General features: G+C 67.0%; 14 protein-coding genes. 10 read left to right on the top strand and 4 right to left on the bottom strand.

The annotated features are described in order from the left end of the window. Positions 1-71: 71 nt before the first annotated feature. The 3 genes from GEM_RS16880 to GEM_RS16890 form a co-directional block, all read right to left on the bottom strand. Positions 72-374 carry a DUF4148 domain-containing protein gene (locus tag GEM_RS16880; protein ID WP_014898571.1) on the bottom strand — a complete coding sequence of 101 codons (303 nt, stop codon included), beginning with the start codon at positions 372-374 and terminating at the stop codon, positions 72-74. Positions 375-587: 213 nt separating this feature from the next. Next, positions 588-1574, bottom strand: coding sequence for an oxidoreductase (locus GEM_RS16885; RefSeq protein WP_014898572.1), 987 nt, complete (start codon positions 1572-1574; stop codon positions 588-590). A 169-nt stretch (positions 1575-1743) separates the two neighbouring features. Next, positions 1744-2034, bottom strand: a complete 291-nt coding sequence (locus tag GEM_RS16890; protein ID WP_014898573.1) for a DUF3331 domain-containing protein — start codon at positions 2032-2034, stop codon at positions 1744-1746. A 678-nt stretch (positions 2035-2712) separates the two neighbouring features. Between GEM_RS16890 and GEM_RS16895 the strand changes: the two genes are divergently transcribed. The 9 genes from GEM_RS16895 to GEM_RS16935 all read left to right on the top strand — a co-directional run bounded on the left by GEM_RS16895 (position 2713) and on the right by GEM_RS16935 (position 11960). After that, positions 2713-3477, top strand: a complete 765-nt coding sequence (locus tag GEM_RS16895; protein ID WP_014898574.1) for an SDR family oxidoreductase — start codon at positions 2713-2715, stop codon at positions 3475-3477. A gap of 82 nt (positions 3478-3559) precedes the next feature. Further along, positions 3560-4402 carry an ureidoglycolate lyase gene (locus tag GEM_RS16900; RefSeq protein ID WP_014898575.1) on the top strand — a complete coding sequence of 281 codons (843 nt, stop codon included), beginning with the start codon at positions 3560-3562 and terminating at the stop codon, positions 4400-4402. A 23-nt stretch (positions 4403-4425) separates the two neighbouring features. Continuing rightward, on the top strand, positions 4426-5703 hold the full coding sequence (locus tag GEM_RS16905) for an L-fuconate dehydratase (RefSeq protein ID WP_014898576.1): 1278 nt from the start codon (positions 4426-4428) through the stop codon (positions 5701-5703). Positions 5704-5787: 84 nt separating this feature from the next. Continuing rightward, a complete protein-coding gene (locus GEM_RS16910; protein WP_014898577.1) occupies positions 5788-6564 on the top strand; it encodes an SDR family oxidoreductase in 777 nt (258 codons plus the stop codon). Between the two features lie 12 nt (positions 6565-6576). After that, positions 6577-8115: a sugar ABC transporter ATP-binding protein gene (locus tag GEM_RS16915; RefSeq protein WP_014898578.1), complete on the top strand. Its 1539-nt coding sequence runs from the start codon at positions 6577-6579 to the stop codon at positions 8113-8115. An 18-nt stretch (positions 8116-8133) separates the two neighbouring features. Next, on the top strand, positions 8134-9171 hold the full coding sequence (locus GEM_RS16920; RefSeq protein ID WP_014898579.1) for an ABC transporter permease: 1038 nt from the start codon (positions 8134-8136) through the stop codon (positions 9169-9171). An 85-nt stretch (positions 9172-9256) separates the two neighbouring features. After that, positions 9257-10198, top strand: coding sequence for an ABC transporter substrate-binding protein (locus GEM_RS16925; protein WP_014898580.1), 942 nt, complete (start codon positions 9257-9259; stop codon positions 10196-10198). A gap of 38 nt (positions 10199-10236) precedes the next feature. Beyond that, on the top strand, positions 10237-11127 hold the full coding sequence (locus GEM_RS16930) for an amidohydrolase family protein (protein WP_014898581.1): 891 nt from the start codon (positions 10237-10239) through the stop codon (positions 11125-11127). Positions 11128-11198: 71 nt separating this feature from the next. Next, the gene (locus tag GEM_RS16935) at positions 11199-11960 is read left to right on the top strand and encodes a FadR/GntR family transcriptional regulator (protein ID WP_014898582.1); all 762 of its coding nucleotides are present in this window, start codon (positions 11199-11201) and stop codon (positions 11958-11960) included. Positions 11961-11976: 16 nt separating this feature from the next. On the opposite strand, the gene GEM_RS16940 is transcribed toward GEM_RS16935, so the two are convergent. Beyond that, positions 11977-13218, bottom strand: a complete 1242-nt coding sequence (locus tag GEM_RS16940) for an NAD(P)/FAD-dependent oxidoreductase (RefSeq protein WP_014898583.1) — start codon at positions 13216-13218, stop codon at positions 11977-11979. 314 nt (positions 13219-13532) lie between these two features. Here GEM_RS16940 and GEM_RS16945 point away from each other — a divergent pair, with 314 nt between their 5' ends. Next, positions 13533-14618, top strand: a complete 1086-nt coding sequence (locus GEM_RS16945; protein WP_014898584.1) for a hypothetical protein — start codon at positions 13533-13535, stop codon at positions 14616-14618. The last annotated feature ends 292 nt before the right edge of the window (positions 14619-14910 follow it).

The raw sequence follows: 14910 nt of genomic DNA on the forward strand, positions 1-14910 counted from the left end.
CCGCATGACGGGCTCGTCCGGATACAGCTTGGTCGCGCGATGCGCGGTGCGCCCGCCGGGGGCGCGTCGGCTTACTGGCCGAAGAAGATCGAGTCGCGAGCGTTCGACGACGCTGCGGCAGCCGGGGCGCCAGCGTGGACGACCGGAGCCGGTTGCGCGCCGTAACCGCTGGCGTCGGCACCATGAACACGCGCTTCCGCCGACTGGATGTCGTTCGGGTAGTACGGGCTCGACACGCCCGGCTTGTAGCCGGCTTGTTCGAGCTGGACCAGTTCGTTGCGGACTTGTGCGCGGGTGACGGTGCTTTGTGCGAAAGCGCCGAACGAAGCGGACAAGGCGACAGCGGCAACAACTGCGGAAACGAGCGATTTCATGATGACCTCCGGTGTTTTATTGAGTTCGCTCTCGACACCTTGTCTTAAGCGATTGACTAAATCTTAGTCACCGGACGGTTCAGGGTAAACGCTGAATTTGACGATAGATTGTTTCCTGCGCGGTAACAGTGGCGGGTCGAATCAGGCTTTCAGCGCCCTTTCGTTTCCGTAAGTGTAATAAGTATGAAGAATTGTGGGGCGGCGGCGCGCTGTTCAGCGCACCTCGGCCGCCGTGTCGAACGGGTTGGCCGGCAGCCGGCCGGCGGGCACGCCGGTGCTGAGGAAACGCACGCCCGTCGCTGCTTCGGAGGCCTCCCACAGCAGCGTCGCCGCGGCCACGTCGCGCGCCGAGCGCGGCACGTTCGCGGGGGCCGGCAGCCCGCGCGACTCGAACCAGCCGGACGGCCCGATGTACGAACCGCCGGTGAGGTCGGGCGAGGTCGCCGCATGGATCGCCGGTAGCGCGCCCTGGTCGGCCGGTTGCGCGAGATAACGGTTCGCGGCGCGCATCAGCATGGCGCGCGTGGGCGAGCTGTCCATCGCGGGGCCCGCGAACTGCAGGTTGGTCGCCGCGTAGCCCGGATGCGCGGCGACGCTGATTCCCGCGAACGCCGCGCGCTGGAAGCGGCGCTGCAGTTCGAGCGCGAACACGAGGTTCGCGAGCTTGCTGTCGCAGTAGGCGAGATAACGGTTGTAGCGGTGCTCGGCGCGCAGGTCGTCGACGCGGATCCGGCCGCCGCGGTTGAAGCCGCTCGACATCGTCACGACCCGCGCCCGCCGCGCGGCGCGCAGTGCGGGCAGCAGCTGGCCGGTCAGCGCGAAATGGCCGAGGTGGTTGGTGCCGAACTGCATCTCGAAGCCGTCGCGCGTGTGGCGCAGCGGCAGGAACATCACGCCGGCATTGTTGCAGAGGATGTCGACGCGGCCGTGGCGCTCGGAGACGTCGGCGGCGAAGCGCTGGATCGAGGCGAGATCGGCGAGGTCGAGCGGATCGACTTCGACCCGTGCGGCGGGATGGAACCGGCGGATCGCAGCGGCCGCCTGCGCACCGCGCGCGGCGTCGCGGCAACCCATCACGACGGTCGCGCCCTTGGCGGCCAGCGTTTCCGCGATCTGCCAGCCGAGGCCGCTGTTGGCGCCGGTCACGACCGCGACCTTGCCGCCTTGCGCCGGGACGTGGCGCGCACTCCATGCATGCATGTCTGCCTCCAGCGGTGTGGCCGGTGCGCCACGACGCGTAATCGTTACATTGAGTGGTGTAACGATAGTCCGCGCAGGCGGGACAGACAAGCAGGGGAATTAGACCGACGGTTCTAGGGCGGGCGCGCGCAACCGCACGCAGCCGGCCCCGGCACGCGGCGGGCGGGCGTTATCGACCGCCGGCCAGGCCGAGCACTTCGGCGGCGGAGATCATCGCGGCCGCATTCGCGGGCGCCGGGCGTTCGGCCGGGCGGAACACTTCGTCGCCGCGCTGGATGACCTGGCGCGACAGCGCGCAGGTGCCGGTGCGCTGCGCGAAGCGGCGCCGCCAGCGCTGTTCGCCGTAATGACAGCGGCCGGGTTCGACCCAGCGGACGACGAGCAGCGTATCGGAACGTTCGAGAATTTCGACGTGGACGTCGGCGGGATCGAGCGCAGGCAGGGATTTGGAGGCCTTCATTTTGCCGTTTCCTAAAGCTCGTGCGGTTTCGGCCATGGCAGTGGATGTCACTACCCAAGGACGAATCCGTAGCGGTTTCCATGAGTGGTGCGCTAAATGTAAGCGTCTGTGACCGGAAAAAACATCCTGTCTGGCTCAAATTACCTTTTGCCGATTTAGAAACAATCGCCGCGCATTTCCTTAAGAAACCAACGACAAAAGCGCCCCGGACGCGAACGTCCGGGGCGAAAAATCGGCCCGCGCCACCGTGTCTGCTCGCTCAGTCACGTGACACACCGCGGGGGACGGAGGGGCCCGCCAGGGATCGGCGACGGGCGGGGGCGGCGTGCCGGAAAGCGCGGTCCGGCACGGTCATGATCGCGCGCGCCCCCCGTTGAGACCCTGACGTGAACATGACTTTTTTGTCAGTTTCGCCGCGCCGGCACGTGGGCTCAGGCGCTCGGGGCCGGCGCAAACGCCCGCCGATACTGGCTTTGCGCGACAGGCGGCCGATCGGTGGAACCTGAAATAGACAGTCATCGAAGCCCGCGGCACCGCCTTTCCGCCCGATTCTCCCGCTCGGGAAAATACTGAATCGCGCGATCGTGACAAATCCGGATTCTGTTCCTATGATTGGTTGGACCTTTAGTCCTTTGTGCCAATCGGCCGGCTCGGCCGACTTCGACAGGAGTGGTGCTCATGAGATTGCAGGGCAAGCGCGCGCTGGTGACGGCGGCCGGGCAGGGTATCGGCCGCGCGACCGCGCTGCGGTTCGCGAGCGAGGGCGCCGACGTGCTGGCGACCGACATCAACGAAGCCGCGCTCGGTCGGCTCGCGGCCGATGCCGAACGCGCGGGCGGCCGGCTGGCGACGCGCCGGCTCGACGTGACCGATGCGCACGACGTCGCGGCACTCGCGGCGCAGGAGCGCGCATTCGACGTGCTGTTCAACTGCGCCGGCTACGTGCACCACGGCTCGATCCTCGAGTGCGACGACGACGCGTGGGCGTTCTCGCTGAACCTCAACGTCACGTCGATGTACCGGCTAATCCGCGCGCTGCTGCCGGCGATGCTGGACGCGGGCGGCGCGTCGATCATCAATATGGCGTCGGCCGCGTCGAGCGTGAAGGGTGTGCCGAACCGCTTCGTCTACGGCACGACGAAGGCGGCCGTGATCGGCCTGACCAAGGCGGTCGCCGCCGATTTCGTCGAGCAGCGCATCCGCTGCAACGCGATCTGCCCGGGCACGATCGAATCGCCGTCGCTGGAGCAGCGGATCGCCGAGCAGGCGCGCACGCGCCAGGTGTCGGCCGACACCGTGCGCCAGGCGTTCGTCGCGCGCCAGCCGATGGGGCGCATCGGCACGGCGGACGAAGTGGCCGCGCTCGCGCTGTACCTCGCGTCGGACGAAGCGTCGTTCACCACCGGCGCGATTCACCTGATCGATGGCGGCTGGTCGAACTGACCGCGTCTAGCAGACCGCGTCTGGCCGACCGCGTCGAACCAACCGCGCCTTTCCATTCACTTTCCGTTTCCGCTTGGACGACATGAAACTGCTGAGATTTGGCGAAAAACACCATGAAAAACCCGGCCTGCTCGATGCGCAGGGAAAGATCCGCGACCTGTCGGGCGTGATCGACGACGTCGCCGGCGCTGCGCTGACGCCCGCATCGCTCGCGCGGCTGCGCGACATCGAGCCGTCGTCGCTGCCGCTCGTCGACGGCGCGCCGCGGCTCGGCGCGTGCGTCGGCCGCGTCGGCAAGTTCATCTGCATCGGGCTCAACTATTCCGACCACGCGGCCGAGTCGGGCATGGAAGTCCCGAAGGAGCCGGTGGTGTTCGGCAAATGGACGAGCGCGATCTCGGGGCCGAACGACGACGTCGAGATTCCGCGCGGCTCGGAGAAAACCGACTGGGAAGTCGAGCTCGGCGTGGTGATCGGCCGGGGCGGCCGCTATATCGACGAAGCCGACGCGCTGTCGCATGTCGCGGGCTACTGCGTCGTCAACGACGTGTCGGAGCGCGAATACCAGCTCGAACGCGGCGGCACGTGGGACAAGGGCAAGGGCAACGACACGTTCGGGCCGCTCGGCCCGTGGCTCGTGACGGCCGACGAGGTGCCCGATCCGCACGCGCTGCGGCTGTGGCTGGACGTCGACGACCACCGCTACCAGAACGGCACGACCGCGACGATGGTGTTCCGCGTGCCGCACCTGATCAGCTACCTGAGCTGCTTCATGAGCCTGCAGCCGGGCGACGTGATCTCGACCGGCACGCCGCCGGGCGTCGGCCTCGGGCAGAAGCCGCCCGTTTATCTGCGCGCCGGGCAGGTGATCACGCTCGGCATCGACGGGCTCGGCGAGCAGCGTCAGCGCACCGTGCAGGCCTGACACCCTTTAATGGACGGTTTGCCATGGCTATCATTCGATCGATGCGCGTCCTCGACGTGCGCTTCCCGACCTCGCGCGAGCTCGACGGCTCCGATGCGATGAATCCGGATCCCGACTATTCGGCCGCGTACGTTGTGCTCGAAACCGACCGCGACGGGCTCGAAGGCCACGGACTCACGTTCACCATCGGGCGCGGCAATGAAATCTGCTGCGCGGCGATCGACGCGATGCGTCACCTCGTCGTCGGCCTCGATCTCGACTGGATTCGCGAGGACATGGGCCGCTTCTGGCGGCACGTCACGTCGGACAGCCAGTTGCGCTGGATCGGCCCCGACAAGGGCGCGATCCACCTGGCGACGGGGGCGGTGGTCAATGCGGTGTGGGACCTGTGGGCGAAGGCGGTGGGCAAGCCGCTGTGGCGGCTCGTGGCCGACCTGAGCCCCGAGGAAATCGTGCGCGCGATCGATTTCCGCTACCTGACCGACTGCCTGACGCAGGACGAAGCGCTCGACCTGCTGCGCCGGCAGGCGCCCGGCAAGGCGGCGCGGATCGCGGCGCTCGAGCGCGACGGCTACCCGTGCTACACGACGTCGGCGGGCTGGCTCGGCTACAGCGATGACAAGCTGCGCCGGCTGTGCCGCGAGGCGGTGGACGCCGGCTTCGACTACGTGAAGCTGAAGGTCGGCGCGAACCTGGAGGACGACATCCGCCGCGTGACGATCGCGCGCGAGGCGATCGGCCCCGAGCGCAAGCTGATGATCGACGCGAACCAGGTGTGGGAGGTCGACGAGGCGATCGACTGGGTGCGCGAGCTGGCGTTCGCGAAACCGTGGTTCATCGAGGAGCCGACGAGCCCCGACGACGTCGAAGGGCATCGCAAGATCCGCGACGCGATCGCGCCCGTGCAGGTCGCGACCGGCGAGATGTGCCAGAACCGGGTGCTGTTCAAGCAGTTCATCGCGCGCGGCGCGATCGACGTCGTGCAGATCGACGCGTGCCGGCTGGGCGGCGTGAACGAGATTCTCGCGGTGCTGCTGCTGGCCGCGAAATACGGGCTGCCGGTGTGTCCGCATGCGGGCGGCGTCGGGTTGTGCGAATACGTGCAGCATCTGTCGATGATCGACTACGTGTGTATTTCCGGCACGAAGGAAGGGCGCGTGACCGAGTACGTCGATCACCTGCACGAGCATTTCGTCGAACCGTGCGTCGTGCGCGGCGCGGCGTACATGCCGCCGACGGCGCCCGGCTTCTCGATCGAGATCAAGCCCGAATCGCTCGAGCAGTATCGATTCCGAGGTTGAAGCACGCAGCCCGACGGTGTACGACGACGCACGATGCACCGCGCGCGGCCTGCACGGCGACACCATCAACGACGGAGACGCGAAGTGGATTTGAATCTGCAAGACAAGGTCGTGATCGTGACCGGCGGCGCGTCGGGGATCGGTGCCGCGATCTCGATGCGGCTCGCCGGCGAAGGCGCGATTCCGGTGGTGTTCGCGCGCCACGCGCCCGACGACGCATTCTGGCGCGAACTCACGCGGCAACAGCCGCGCGCCGTGTGCGTGTCCGTCGAGCTGCAGGACGACGCGCAGTGCCGCGACGCGGTCGCGCAGACCATCGCGCGTTTCGGCCGCATCGACGGCCTCGTCAACAACGCGGGCATCAACGACAGCATCGGGCTCGCCGCCGGGCGCGATGCGTTCGTCGCGTCGCTCGAGCGCAACCTGATCCATTACTACGTGATGGCGCATTACTGCGTGCCGCACCTGAAGGCGACGCGCGGCGCGATCGTCAACCTGTCGTCGAAGACGGCCGTCACCGGGCAGGGCAACACGAGCGGCTATTGCGCATCGAAGGGCGCGCAACTCGCGCTGACGCGCGAATGGGCCGTCGCATTGCGAAACGACGGCGTGCGCGTGAACGCGGTGATTCCGGCCGAGGTGATGACGCCGCTCTACCAGAACTGGCTCGCCGGTTTCGACGAACCCGAAGCGAAGCTCGCCGACATCGCCGCCAGGGTGCCGCTCGGCAAGCGTTTCACGACCACCGACGAGATTGCCGATACGGCGGTATTCCTGCTGTCGGAACGCGCGTCGCACACGACGGGGCAGTGGCTGTTCGTCGATGGCGGCTATACGCATCTCGATCGCGCGATCGGCTGAAGGCAGCGCTCCATGCAACCGGACCCGAACCTGAACCCCGCGCCGCCGCTGATTGCGTTGAGCGGCGTCAGCAAGCGCTTTCCGGGCGTGCAGGCGCTCGACGATTGCCGGTTCGACCTGCGCGCCGGCGAAGTGCATGCGCTGATGGGCGAGAACGGCGCCGGCAAGTCGACGTTGATGAAGATCCTCGCCGGCGTCTACCAGAAGGATGGCGGCGAGATCCGGATGGACGGCCGCGCGGTGGAGATCGCCGATCCGCGCGCCGCACAGGCGCTCGGGATCGGCATCATTCATCAGGAACTGAACCTGATGAACCACCTGAGCGTCGCGCAGAACATCTTCATCGGCCGCGAGCCGCGCGGCCGCTTCGGCGTGTTCGTCGACGAAGACAAGCTCAACCGCGACGCGGCCGCGATCTTCGCGCGGCTGCGGCTCGATCTCGATCCGCGTACGCCGGTCGGCCGGCTGACGGTCGCGAAGCAGCAGATGGTCGAGATCGCGAAGGCGCTGTCGTTCGATTCGCGCGTGCTGATCATGGACGAGCCGACCGCCGCGCTGAACAACGCGGAGATCGCCGAGCTGTTCCGCATCATCGGCGACCTGCGCGCGCACGGCGTCGGCGTCGTCTACATCTCGCACAAGATGGACGAGCTGCGCCAGATTGCCGATCGCGTGACGGTGATGCGCGACGGCAAGTACGTCGCGACCGTGCCGATGGCGGACACGTCGATGGACGCGATCATCGCGATGATGGTCGGCCGTCAGCTCGATACGACGTTCCGTACGCCGCCCGATACGTCGGCGAACGCCGTCGCGCTCGAGGTACGCGGGCTGTCGCGCGGCCGCGCGATCCGCGACGTCGGTTTCACGCTGCGGCGCGGCGAGATCCTCGGCTTCGCGGGGCTGATGGGCGCGGGCCGCACCGAGGTCGCGCGCGCGGTGTTCGGCGCGGATCCGGTCGACGCGGGCGAGATCCGCGTGCACGGCAAGACCGTGACGATCCGCACGCCGGCCGATGCGGTCGCGCACGGGATCGGCTATCTCTCCGAGGATCGCAAGCACTTCGGGCTCGCGGTCGGCATGGACGTGCAGAACAACATCGCGCTGTCGAGCATGCAGCGCTTCGTGCGCCGCGGCGTGTTTCTCGATGCGCGCGACATGCGCGCCACCGCGCAGTCGTACGTGCGGCAGCTCGCGATCCGCACGCCGTCGGTCGCGCAGCCCGCGCGGCTCCTGTCGGGCGGCAACCAGCAGAAGATCGTCATCGCGAAGTGGCTGCTGCGCGACTGCGACATCCTGTTCTTCGACGAACCAACCCGCGGCATCGACGTCGGCGCGAAAAGCGAGATCTACAAGCTGCTCGACGCGCTCGCCGCCGACGGCAAGGCGATCGTGATGATCTCGTCGGAACTGCCCGAGGTGCTGCGCATGAGCCACCGGATCCTCGTGATGTGCGAAGGGCGCGTGACCGGCGAATTGCGCGCGGCCGAGGCCACGCAGGAAAAGATCATGCAGTTCGCGACGCAGCGCGAGTCGACCGTATTGTCCTGATTCAGACGCCTACCGATCATGTCCAACGATACGCATCCCGTCCCGCCCATTGCTTCCGGCGACACGCCGGCCGCCGCATCGAGCCTGAAGTCACGCTTCTTCAACCCGGCCGCGCGGCAGAAGCTGCTCGCGTTCGCGAGCCTCGTGCTGCTGATCGTGTTCTTCAGCATCGCGTCGCCAAACTTCCTCGACGTCGACAACCTCGTGACGATCCTGCAGGCCACCGCCGTGAACGGTGTGCTGGCCGTCGCCTGCACGTACGTGATCATCACGTCGGGCATCGACCTGTCGGTCGGCACGCTGATGACGTTCTGCGCGGTGATGGCGGGCGTCGTGCTGACGAACTGGGGCATGCCGCTGCCGCTCGGGATCCTCGCAGCGTTGTGCTTCGGCGCGCTGTCGGGCAGCGTGTCGGGCTTCGTGATCGCGAAGATGAAGGTGCCGCCGTTCATCGCGACACTCGGGATGATGATGCTGCTCAAGGGGCTGTCGCTCGTGATCTCGGGCACGCGGCCGATCTACTTCAACGACACGCCGGGCTTCACGTCGATCGCGCAGGATTCGCTGATCGGCAACCTGATTCCCGCGCTGCCGATCCCGAACGCGGTGCTGATCCTGTTCGTCGTCGCGATCGGCGCGTCGATCGTGCTGAACCGGACCATCTTCGGCCGCTACACGTTCGCGCTCGGCAGCAACGAGGAAGCGCTGCGGCTGTCCGGCGTGAACGTCGACGCGTGGAAGATCGCGGTCTACACGTTCAGCGGCGCGGTGTGCGGGATCGCCGGGCTCCTGATCGCATCGCGGCTGAATTCCGCGCAGCCCGCGCTCGGGCAGGGCTACGAGCTCGATGCGATCGCCGCCGTCGTGATCGGCGGCACGTCGCTGTCGGGCGGCGCGGGCAGCATCGTCGGCACCATCATCGGCGCGTTCATCATGAGCGTGCTGACCAACGGCCTGCGCATCATGTCGGTCGCGCAGGAATGGCAGACGGTCGTGACGGGCGTGATCATCATCCTCGCCGTCTACGTGGACATCCTGCGCCGGCGTCGCCGCTAACGCACGCACGTGCCATGCATCCGCTTATCCGCTTCACCGCCGGCCGGGCCGGCATGTCAGACGATACCAACCAAGGAGACGTGAAGTGATCAGGAGCAAGGTGTTGAACGCGATCGTCGGGCTGACGTTCGCCGTCGGCGTCACGGCCGGCGCGCAAGCGCAGGAAGCCTACATCCCGCTGATCTCGAAGGGCTTCCAGCATCAGTTCTGGCAGGCCGTGAAAGCGGGCGCGCTGCAGGCCGCCAGGGACTACAAGGTGAAGGTGACGTTCGAAGGCCCCGAAACCGAGGCGATGGTCGACAAGCAGATCGACATGCTGTCGGCCGCGATCGCGAAGAAGCCGGCCGCGCTCGGCTTCGCGGCGCTCGACAGCAAGGCCGCGCTGCCGCTCCTGAAGAAGGCGCAGGCCGAGAAGATCCCGGTGATCGCGTTCGACTCGGGCGTCGACAGCGACATCCCGGTCACCACCGCCGCGACCAACAACAAGGCAGCCGCGTCGCTCGCCGCCGACAAGCTCGCCGCGCTGATCGGCGACGAAGGCGAGGTGGCCGTGGTCGCACACGACCAGACGAGCCGCACCGGCATCGATCGCCGCGACGGCTTTCTCGAGCGGATGAAATCGGCGCATCCGAAGGTGCAGGTCGTGACCGTGCAGTACGGCGAAGGCGACCAGTTGAAGTCGACCGAGGTGACGAAGTCGATCCTGCAGGCGTATCCGAGACTCAAAGGCTTGTTCGGCACCAACGAAGGCTCGGCGATCGGCGTGGTCAACGGCGTGCGAGAAATGAAGCGCAAAGTCGTGATCGTCGGCTACGATTCGGGCAAGCAGCAGAAGGACGCGATCCGCAGCGGGCTGATGGCCGGCGCGATCACGCAGAACCCGGTCGGGATCGGCTACAAGACCGTCGAGGCGGCCGTGAAGGCGATCAAGGGCGAGAAGCTGCCGAAGGTCATCGATACCGGTTTCTATTGGTACGACAAGACCAATATCGACGATCCGAAGGTCGCGGCGGCGCTGTACGACTGAGCGTGCCGCAGCGGGCGACGGCGACACGCGAGGACACCATGGGCGCAGTACGTATCGATTCTCATCAGCACTTCTGGCGGTATCGCGCGGCCGACTATCCGTGGATCGGCCCCGGTATGGGCGTGCTCGCCCGCGACTACCTGCCCGATGCGCTGTGGCCGCAGATGCGTGCGCAGGCGCTGCGCGCGTCGATCGCGGTGCAGGCGCGCGGCGGGCGCGACGAGACGGCATTCCTGCTCGATCTCGCCCGTGACGACGCGCACATCGCGGCCGTCGTCGGCTGGGAGGATCTCGGTGCGCCGGAACTCGCGGATCGCATCGCCGCATGGCGCAGCCCGAAGCTGCGCGGCTTTCGTCACCAGGTGCAGGACGAGGCCGATGTCGGCGCGTTCGTCGCCGACCCCGCTTTCAATCGCGGCGTCGCGTGGCTGCAGGCGAACGGCTACGTGTACGACGTGCTCGTGTTCGAGCGTCAGTTGCCGGACGTGCGCACGTTCTGCGCGCGGCACGACGCGCACTGGCTCGTGCTCGACCACGCCGGCAAGCCCGCGCTCGCCGAGTTCGACCGCGACGCGACGGCGTTCGCGCGCTGGCGCGCCGGATTGCGCGAGCTGGGCGCGCTGCCGCATGTGGTGTGCAAGCTGTCGGGGCTCGTGACCGAGACGGACTGGCGGCGCGGCCTGCGCGCGCCGGACATCCGGCACATCGAGCATTGCCTCGATGCGGCGCTCGACGCGTTCGGGCCGCAGCGGCTGATGTTCGGATCGGACTGGCCCGTGTGCCTGCTCGCCGCGTCGTATGACGAAGTGGCATCGCTGGTCGAGCGCTGGGCCGAAGCGCGGTTGTCGGCGGCCGAGCGCGACGCATTGTGGGGCGGCACGGCCGCGCGTTGCTACGCGGTGCCGGGCGACCCGAAGCCCGGCATATAAAATAGGTGCGAACGGCCTGTCGTCTCATTCGTCAGGCCGTCCGCAACGCAACCGCTTACCTGTATCAACGTATGTCCATCCAGCCGATTCAGAACCGCCGCCTCTACCAGCAGATCGCCGACAAGCTCAGTGCGATGATCGAGTCCGGCGATTTTCCGCCGGGCAGCTATCTGCCGCCCGAGCGCGAACTGGCCGAGCAGTTCGGCGTGTCGCGCACGTCGGTGCGCGAGGCGCTGATCGCGCTTGAAGTGCGCGGGCGCGTCAGCGTGCGCGTCGGCGACGGCGTGAAGGTGCGTCAGCCCGAAGCGGCTGCCGTACCGGCGCCGCAGATCGACACGAAGGTCGCGCCGTTCTCGATCGTCGAGATCGATCCGGAGCTCGGCATCGCGCTCGACCTCGATACCGAGATCCCGCCGTTCGCCTTGTTGCAGGCGCGCCGGCTGATCGAGCCGGAAGCCGCGTCGCTCGCCGCGAAACACGGCTCGGACGCGCAGATCGAAGGGATCCACGACGCGTTTCTGCGCAACCAGGAAGACAACCGCAGCGGCTCGCTCACGCATCCGGGCGACCGGCTGTTCCATATCCGTATCGCGGAAGCCAGCGACAACCCTGCGTATGCGCTGATGATCAAGCAGTTGCTCGCGCACAAATACGACCTGATGTTCCAGCGGCTGCAGTCGCTGTACATGCCCGACGACATGCCGCACCGGTCGGAGCAGGAGCACCGCGCGATCCTCGACGCGATCCGCGCGCGCGATCCGGAGGCCGCGCGCCGCGCGATGGCCGAGCATCTCGACGAAGTGATCAGGATCTTCGGCCGCGCGCTCGACTGAGCGTGGGCGTTCAGAATCAGAAGCGGTCGGCGCGGTAGGGTGCGGGATCGGTAAACGGCGTTTCGCCCGTCATCATCTCGGCCAGCAGGCGGCCCGAGACGGGGCCGAGCGTCAGCCCGTGATGGTTGTGCCCGAACGCGAACCACAGCCCGCGATGCGCGGGCGCGGGACCGATCACCGGCCGCATGTCGGGCGTGCACGGCCGGAAGCCGAGCCACGGCTGCGGGTCGAGCCGCTCGCCGAAGCCGAACACCGGGCGCGCGACGCGTTCCGCGCGTTCGAGCTGCACGCCCGTTGGCGGCAGGCCGCGCCGTGCGATCTCGACGCCGGTGGTGAGCCGCAGCCCGCGCCGCATCGGCGCGATCACGTAGCCGTATTCGCGATCGACGATCGGCGCCGACGGCGCGCCGCGTTCGGACGGCGCGTAGTGCATGTGATAGCCGCGTTTCTCGCGCAGTGGAATCTTGTAGCCGAACTTGCCGAACACCGTGTCGGACCACGGGCCGAGCGCGACGACGACGGCCGGCGCGGCGATCTTGCCGTGCTCCGTCGTGACCTGCCAGCCGGGCGATAGCGCGTCGAGGCTCGCAGCATCGCCGTTGAGCAGCGTGCCGCCGCCTTGCACGAACAGTTGCGCGTAGGTTTTGACGAGCGCGGACGGATCGACGACGCTTTTCGGGTCGAGCCAGTGCAGCGCGCCGCAGAAGCCGGCCGCGAGGCTCGGTTCCTGCGCACGCAGGGTGGCGGCATCGAGCGGCGTGATGCCGAGCCCGTGGCGGCGCGCGGTGAGCCCGGCCTCGGCCACCGCACGGTCGAACGCGGCCGGCGTGCGGAACGCTTCCATCCAGCCGCTCGCGCGGATCAGTTCGGTTGCGCCGGCCCGCGCGATCAGCGCGTCGTGCTCGACGATGCAGCGCTCGATCAGCGGCAGCATGTCGCGCGAGGCTGCCGCGTGGCGCAGCGGTGCCGATTCCCACCAGAAACGCGCGAGCCACGGCGCGAACGCGGGCAGTGATGTGCTGTGCCAGTAGAGATCGGTCGAGCGGTTCAGCGCGTAGCGCATCAGCGTGAACGGACTGCGCGGGAACGGATACGGTTCGACCGACGAGCGCTCGATGAGCCCCGCGTTGCCGAAGCTCGTGCCTTCGCCGGGCGCACCGCGATCGACGAGGGCGACCTTGCGGCCGCGATCCTGCAGGTGCAGCGCCGCGGAAACACCGACGATGCCTGCGCCCAGAACGATGACGTCGAAGTCCATGAGGGAAGACGAAATGAACGGTTGAAGATCGCCACTCGGCGTCGGCGACGAGCGCTTCGGGCCGGTGCTCGGAATTGCAAGCGAATGATCAGCAAGGATACTCGCGAACGAGGCGATGCGCGAATCGGGCCCGCTTGCGCGAGGGGCGAGGTTGTCGTGACGGGTGCTCAGGTTGTACGCTAGGCCCCCGGCCATACGAAGCCGGATACGAAGCAGTCGCGCGAATTGCGCTTTTCTCTTCCGGAATGATTGACGAACCTGGAAGGGGGCGATTCCGCCGCGTTTGCCAACTGGACGGGTCATCTGAGAGCGCAATGTCCGACAACAATATTCCCGAGGGCCGACAACCCCCCGCAGTTCCGTGGCATCGATCGCCGATCGTTCGCAGCGCAGTGCTTTTGGTCGGGCTGTTCGTCATGCTGCCGCTACTCAAGTATCAGCTCGTGAGCAGGCTTCTTGCCGGTGCGATTTCAGCAACGATGCTGTACGGGATCTTCCGTGAATGGATCACCGTGTTGCGGCCGTTTCGAACATGGCTGATTCGTCGCACCGTCAGAGTCATGCGGAAGCTGCGCCCGATCGCGAAACTTCCTCCTGACGTCACCATGACCTACGGTTTGGTCGCGATGATGTTGTTGCTCTCCGGCATCCTGTGGATCGTGCTGAATGTGACGTGGATCGGGCGCCTGGCCATCCCCGTCTTTGTTCTGCTCGCCTACGCAGCGGCACGGCACACTTACCATGTGTTGCGACTGATCGCGCGCTGGACGTGGAGCAAGGCGTTAGGCAAGGGCGCCTATCTGGCGGTTGCGTCGGTCGCGCTTTGGCTCGCGCGCTCGGACGCGGAGAAGCTGGTCCTGACGTTGACGCATGAAACCGCCGATCATTTTTCCAGCTTCACCGGTCTGTCAGCTTCTGCATTCTTCGCGCTGCGCCTGGTTCAGGCGGCGGGGATCGTGCTTCTCGTGTTCCTCGCATTTCAGTTCGTGCTCCTGATGGTTGGCCTGCTCATTCAGCTGTCTGCGAATCACGTCCGGGTCTTCAGCAGGGAGGGTGTCGAGCGAATGACCGTGACCTGGAGACGACTCAGGCTCGGGCTGAAAAAGTGGGAGGTGGATGACCGGGAGCGGCTCCGCCAGATGATTGCCATGCTCGCGCCGATTGGTCTGGTGTTCTGGGCCGTGCCGTTGCTGATGGGGCCCACCTATCTCGTCGGCAGTGTCGAAACCCGGACGCTGCTTTCGAACGTGCTGGTGCGGACGACGTATTCGGCAACCGGCGCGTGTCGCGGAGACAGCCGCACTGGATTGTTCGCGCGCATTGGCGACGACCGTGTGTCGGAGGCCGTGAAGGACGGTGACGGATACGTGTTCCGAACCGTAGCGTGCAAGTCGAAGTAAGCGCCGCTTTCCTGGACGGATGCGGGTTCGCTGCGTCGAGCATCGCGTGACGCGCCTGTTCCGTCTGGCGACGGAATCGCGCAGCAATTTTTACTGGCCGCGCATCGGTGTGTGGTGCAAGCCGGTCCGGTGCGCCGCCGAGGAACGTATGACGTTTGACGCGCACGGTCGTCCTATCCGCTGATCAATCCGCCGACGTCGCGACTGGAGCGGCGTCAGGTACCTTCTTCACCCGCGTCGGCGTCGTGCACGACGACGATTCAGCATACTTTCCGATGTTATTGGCGGGTGT

This window comes from Burkholderia cepacia GG4, from assembly GCF_000292915.1.
Taxonomy (GTDB): Bacteria; Pseudomonadota; Gammaproteobacteria; order Burkholderiales; family Burkholderiaceae; genus Burkholderia; species Burkholderia cepacia_D.

Bases quoted from the DNA above. Each gene is read 5' to 3' on its own strand.
- GEM_RS16880 (WP_014898571.1), bottom strand. From the start codon at position 374: ATGAAATCGCTCGTTTCCGCAGTTGTTGCCGCTGTCGCCTTGTCCGCT.
- GEM_RS16885 (WP_014898572.1), bottom strand. From the start codon at position 1,574: ATGCATGCATGGAGTGCGCGCCACGTCCCGGCGCAAGGCGGCAAGGTC.
- GEM_RS16890 (WP_014898573.1), bottom strand. From the start codon at position 2,034: ATGAAGGCCTCCAAATCCCTGCCTGCGCTCGATCCCGCCGACGTCCAC.
- GEM_RS16895 (WP_014898574.1), top strand. From the start codon at position 2,713: ATGAGATTGCAGGGCAAGCGCGCGCTGGTGACGGCGGCCGGGCAGGGT.
- GEM_RS16900 (WP_014898575.1), top strand. From the start codon at position 3,560: ATGAAACTGCTGAGATTTGGCGAAAAACACCATGAAAAACCCGGCCTG.
- GEM_RS16905 (WP_014898576.1), top strand. From the start codon at position 4,426: ATGGCTATCATTCGATCGATGCGCGTCCTCGACGTGCGCTTCCCGACC.
- GEM_RS16915 (WP_014898578.1), top strand. From the start codon at position 6,577: ATGCAACCGGACCCGAACCTGAACCCCGCGCCGCCGCTGATTGCGTTG.
- GEM_RS16920 (WP_014898579.1), top strand. From the start codon at position 8,134: ATGTCCAACGATACGCATCCCGTCCCGCCCATTGCTTCCGGCGACACG.
- GEM_RS16930 (WP_014898581.1), top strand. From the start codon at position 10,237: ATGGGCGCAGTACGTATCGATTCTCATCAGCACTTCTGGCGGTATCGC.
- GEM_RS16935 (WP_014898582.1), top strand. From the start codon at position 11,199: ATGTCCATCCAGCCGATTCAGAACCGCCGCCTCTACCAGCAGATCGCC.
- GEM_RS16940 (WP_014898583.1), bottom strand. From the start codon at position 13,218: ATGGACTTCGACGTCATCGTTCTGGGCGCAGGCATCGTCGGTGTTTCC.
- GEM_RS16945 (WP_014898584.1), top strand. From the start codon at position 13,533: ATGTCCGACAACAATATTCCCGAGGGCCGACAACCCCCCGCAGTTCCG.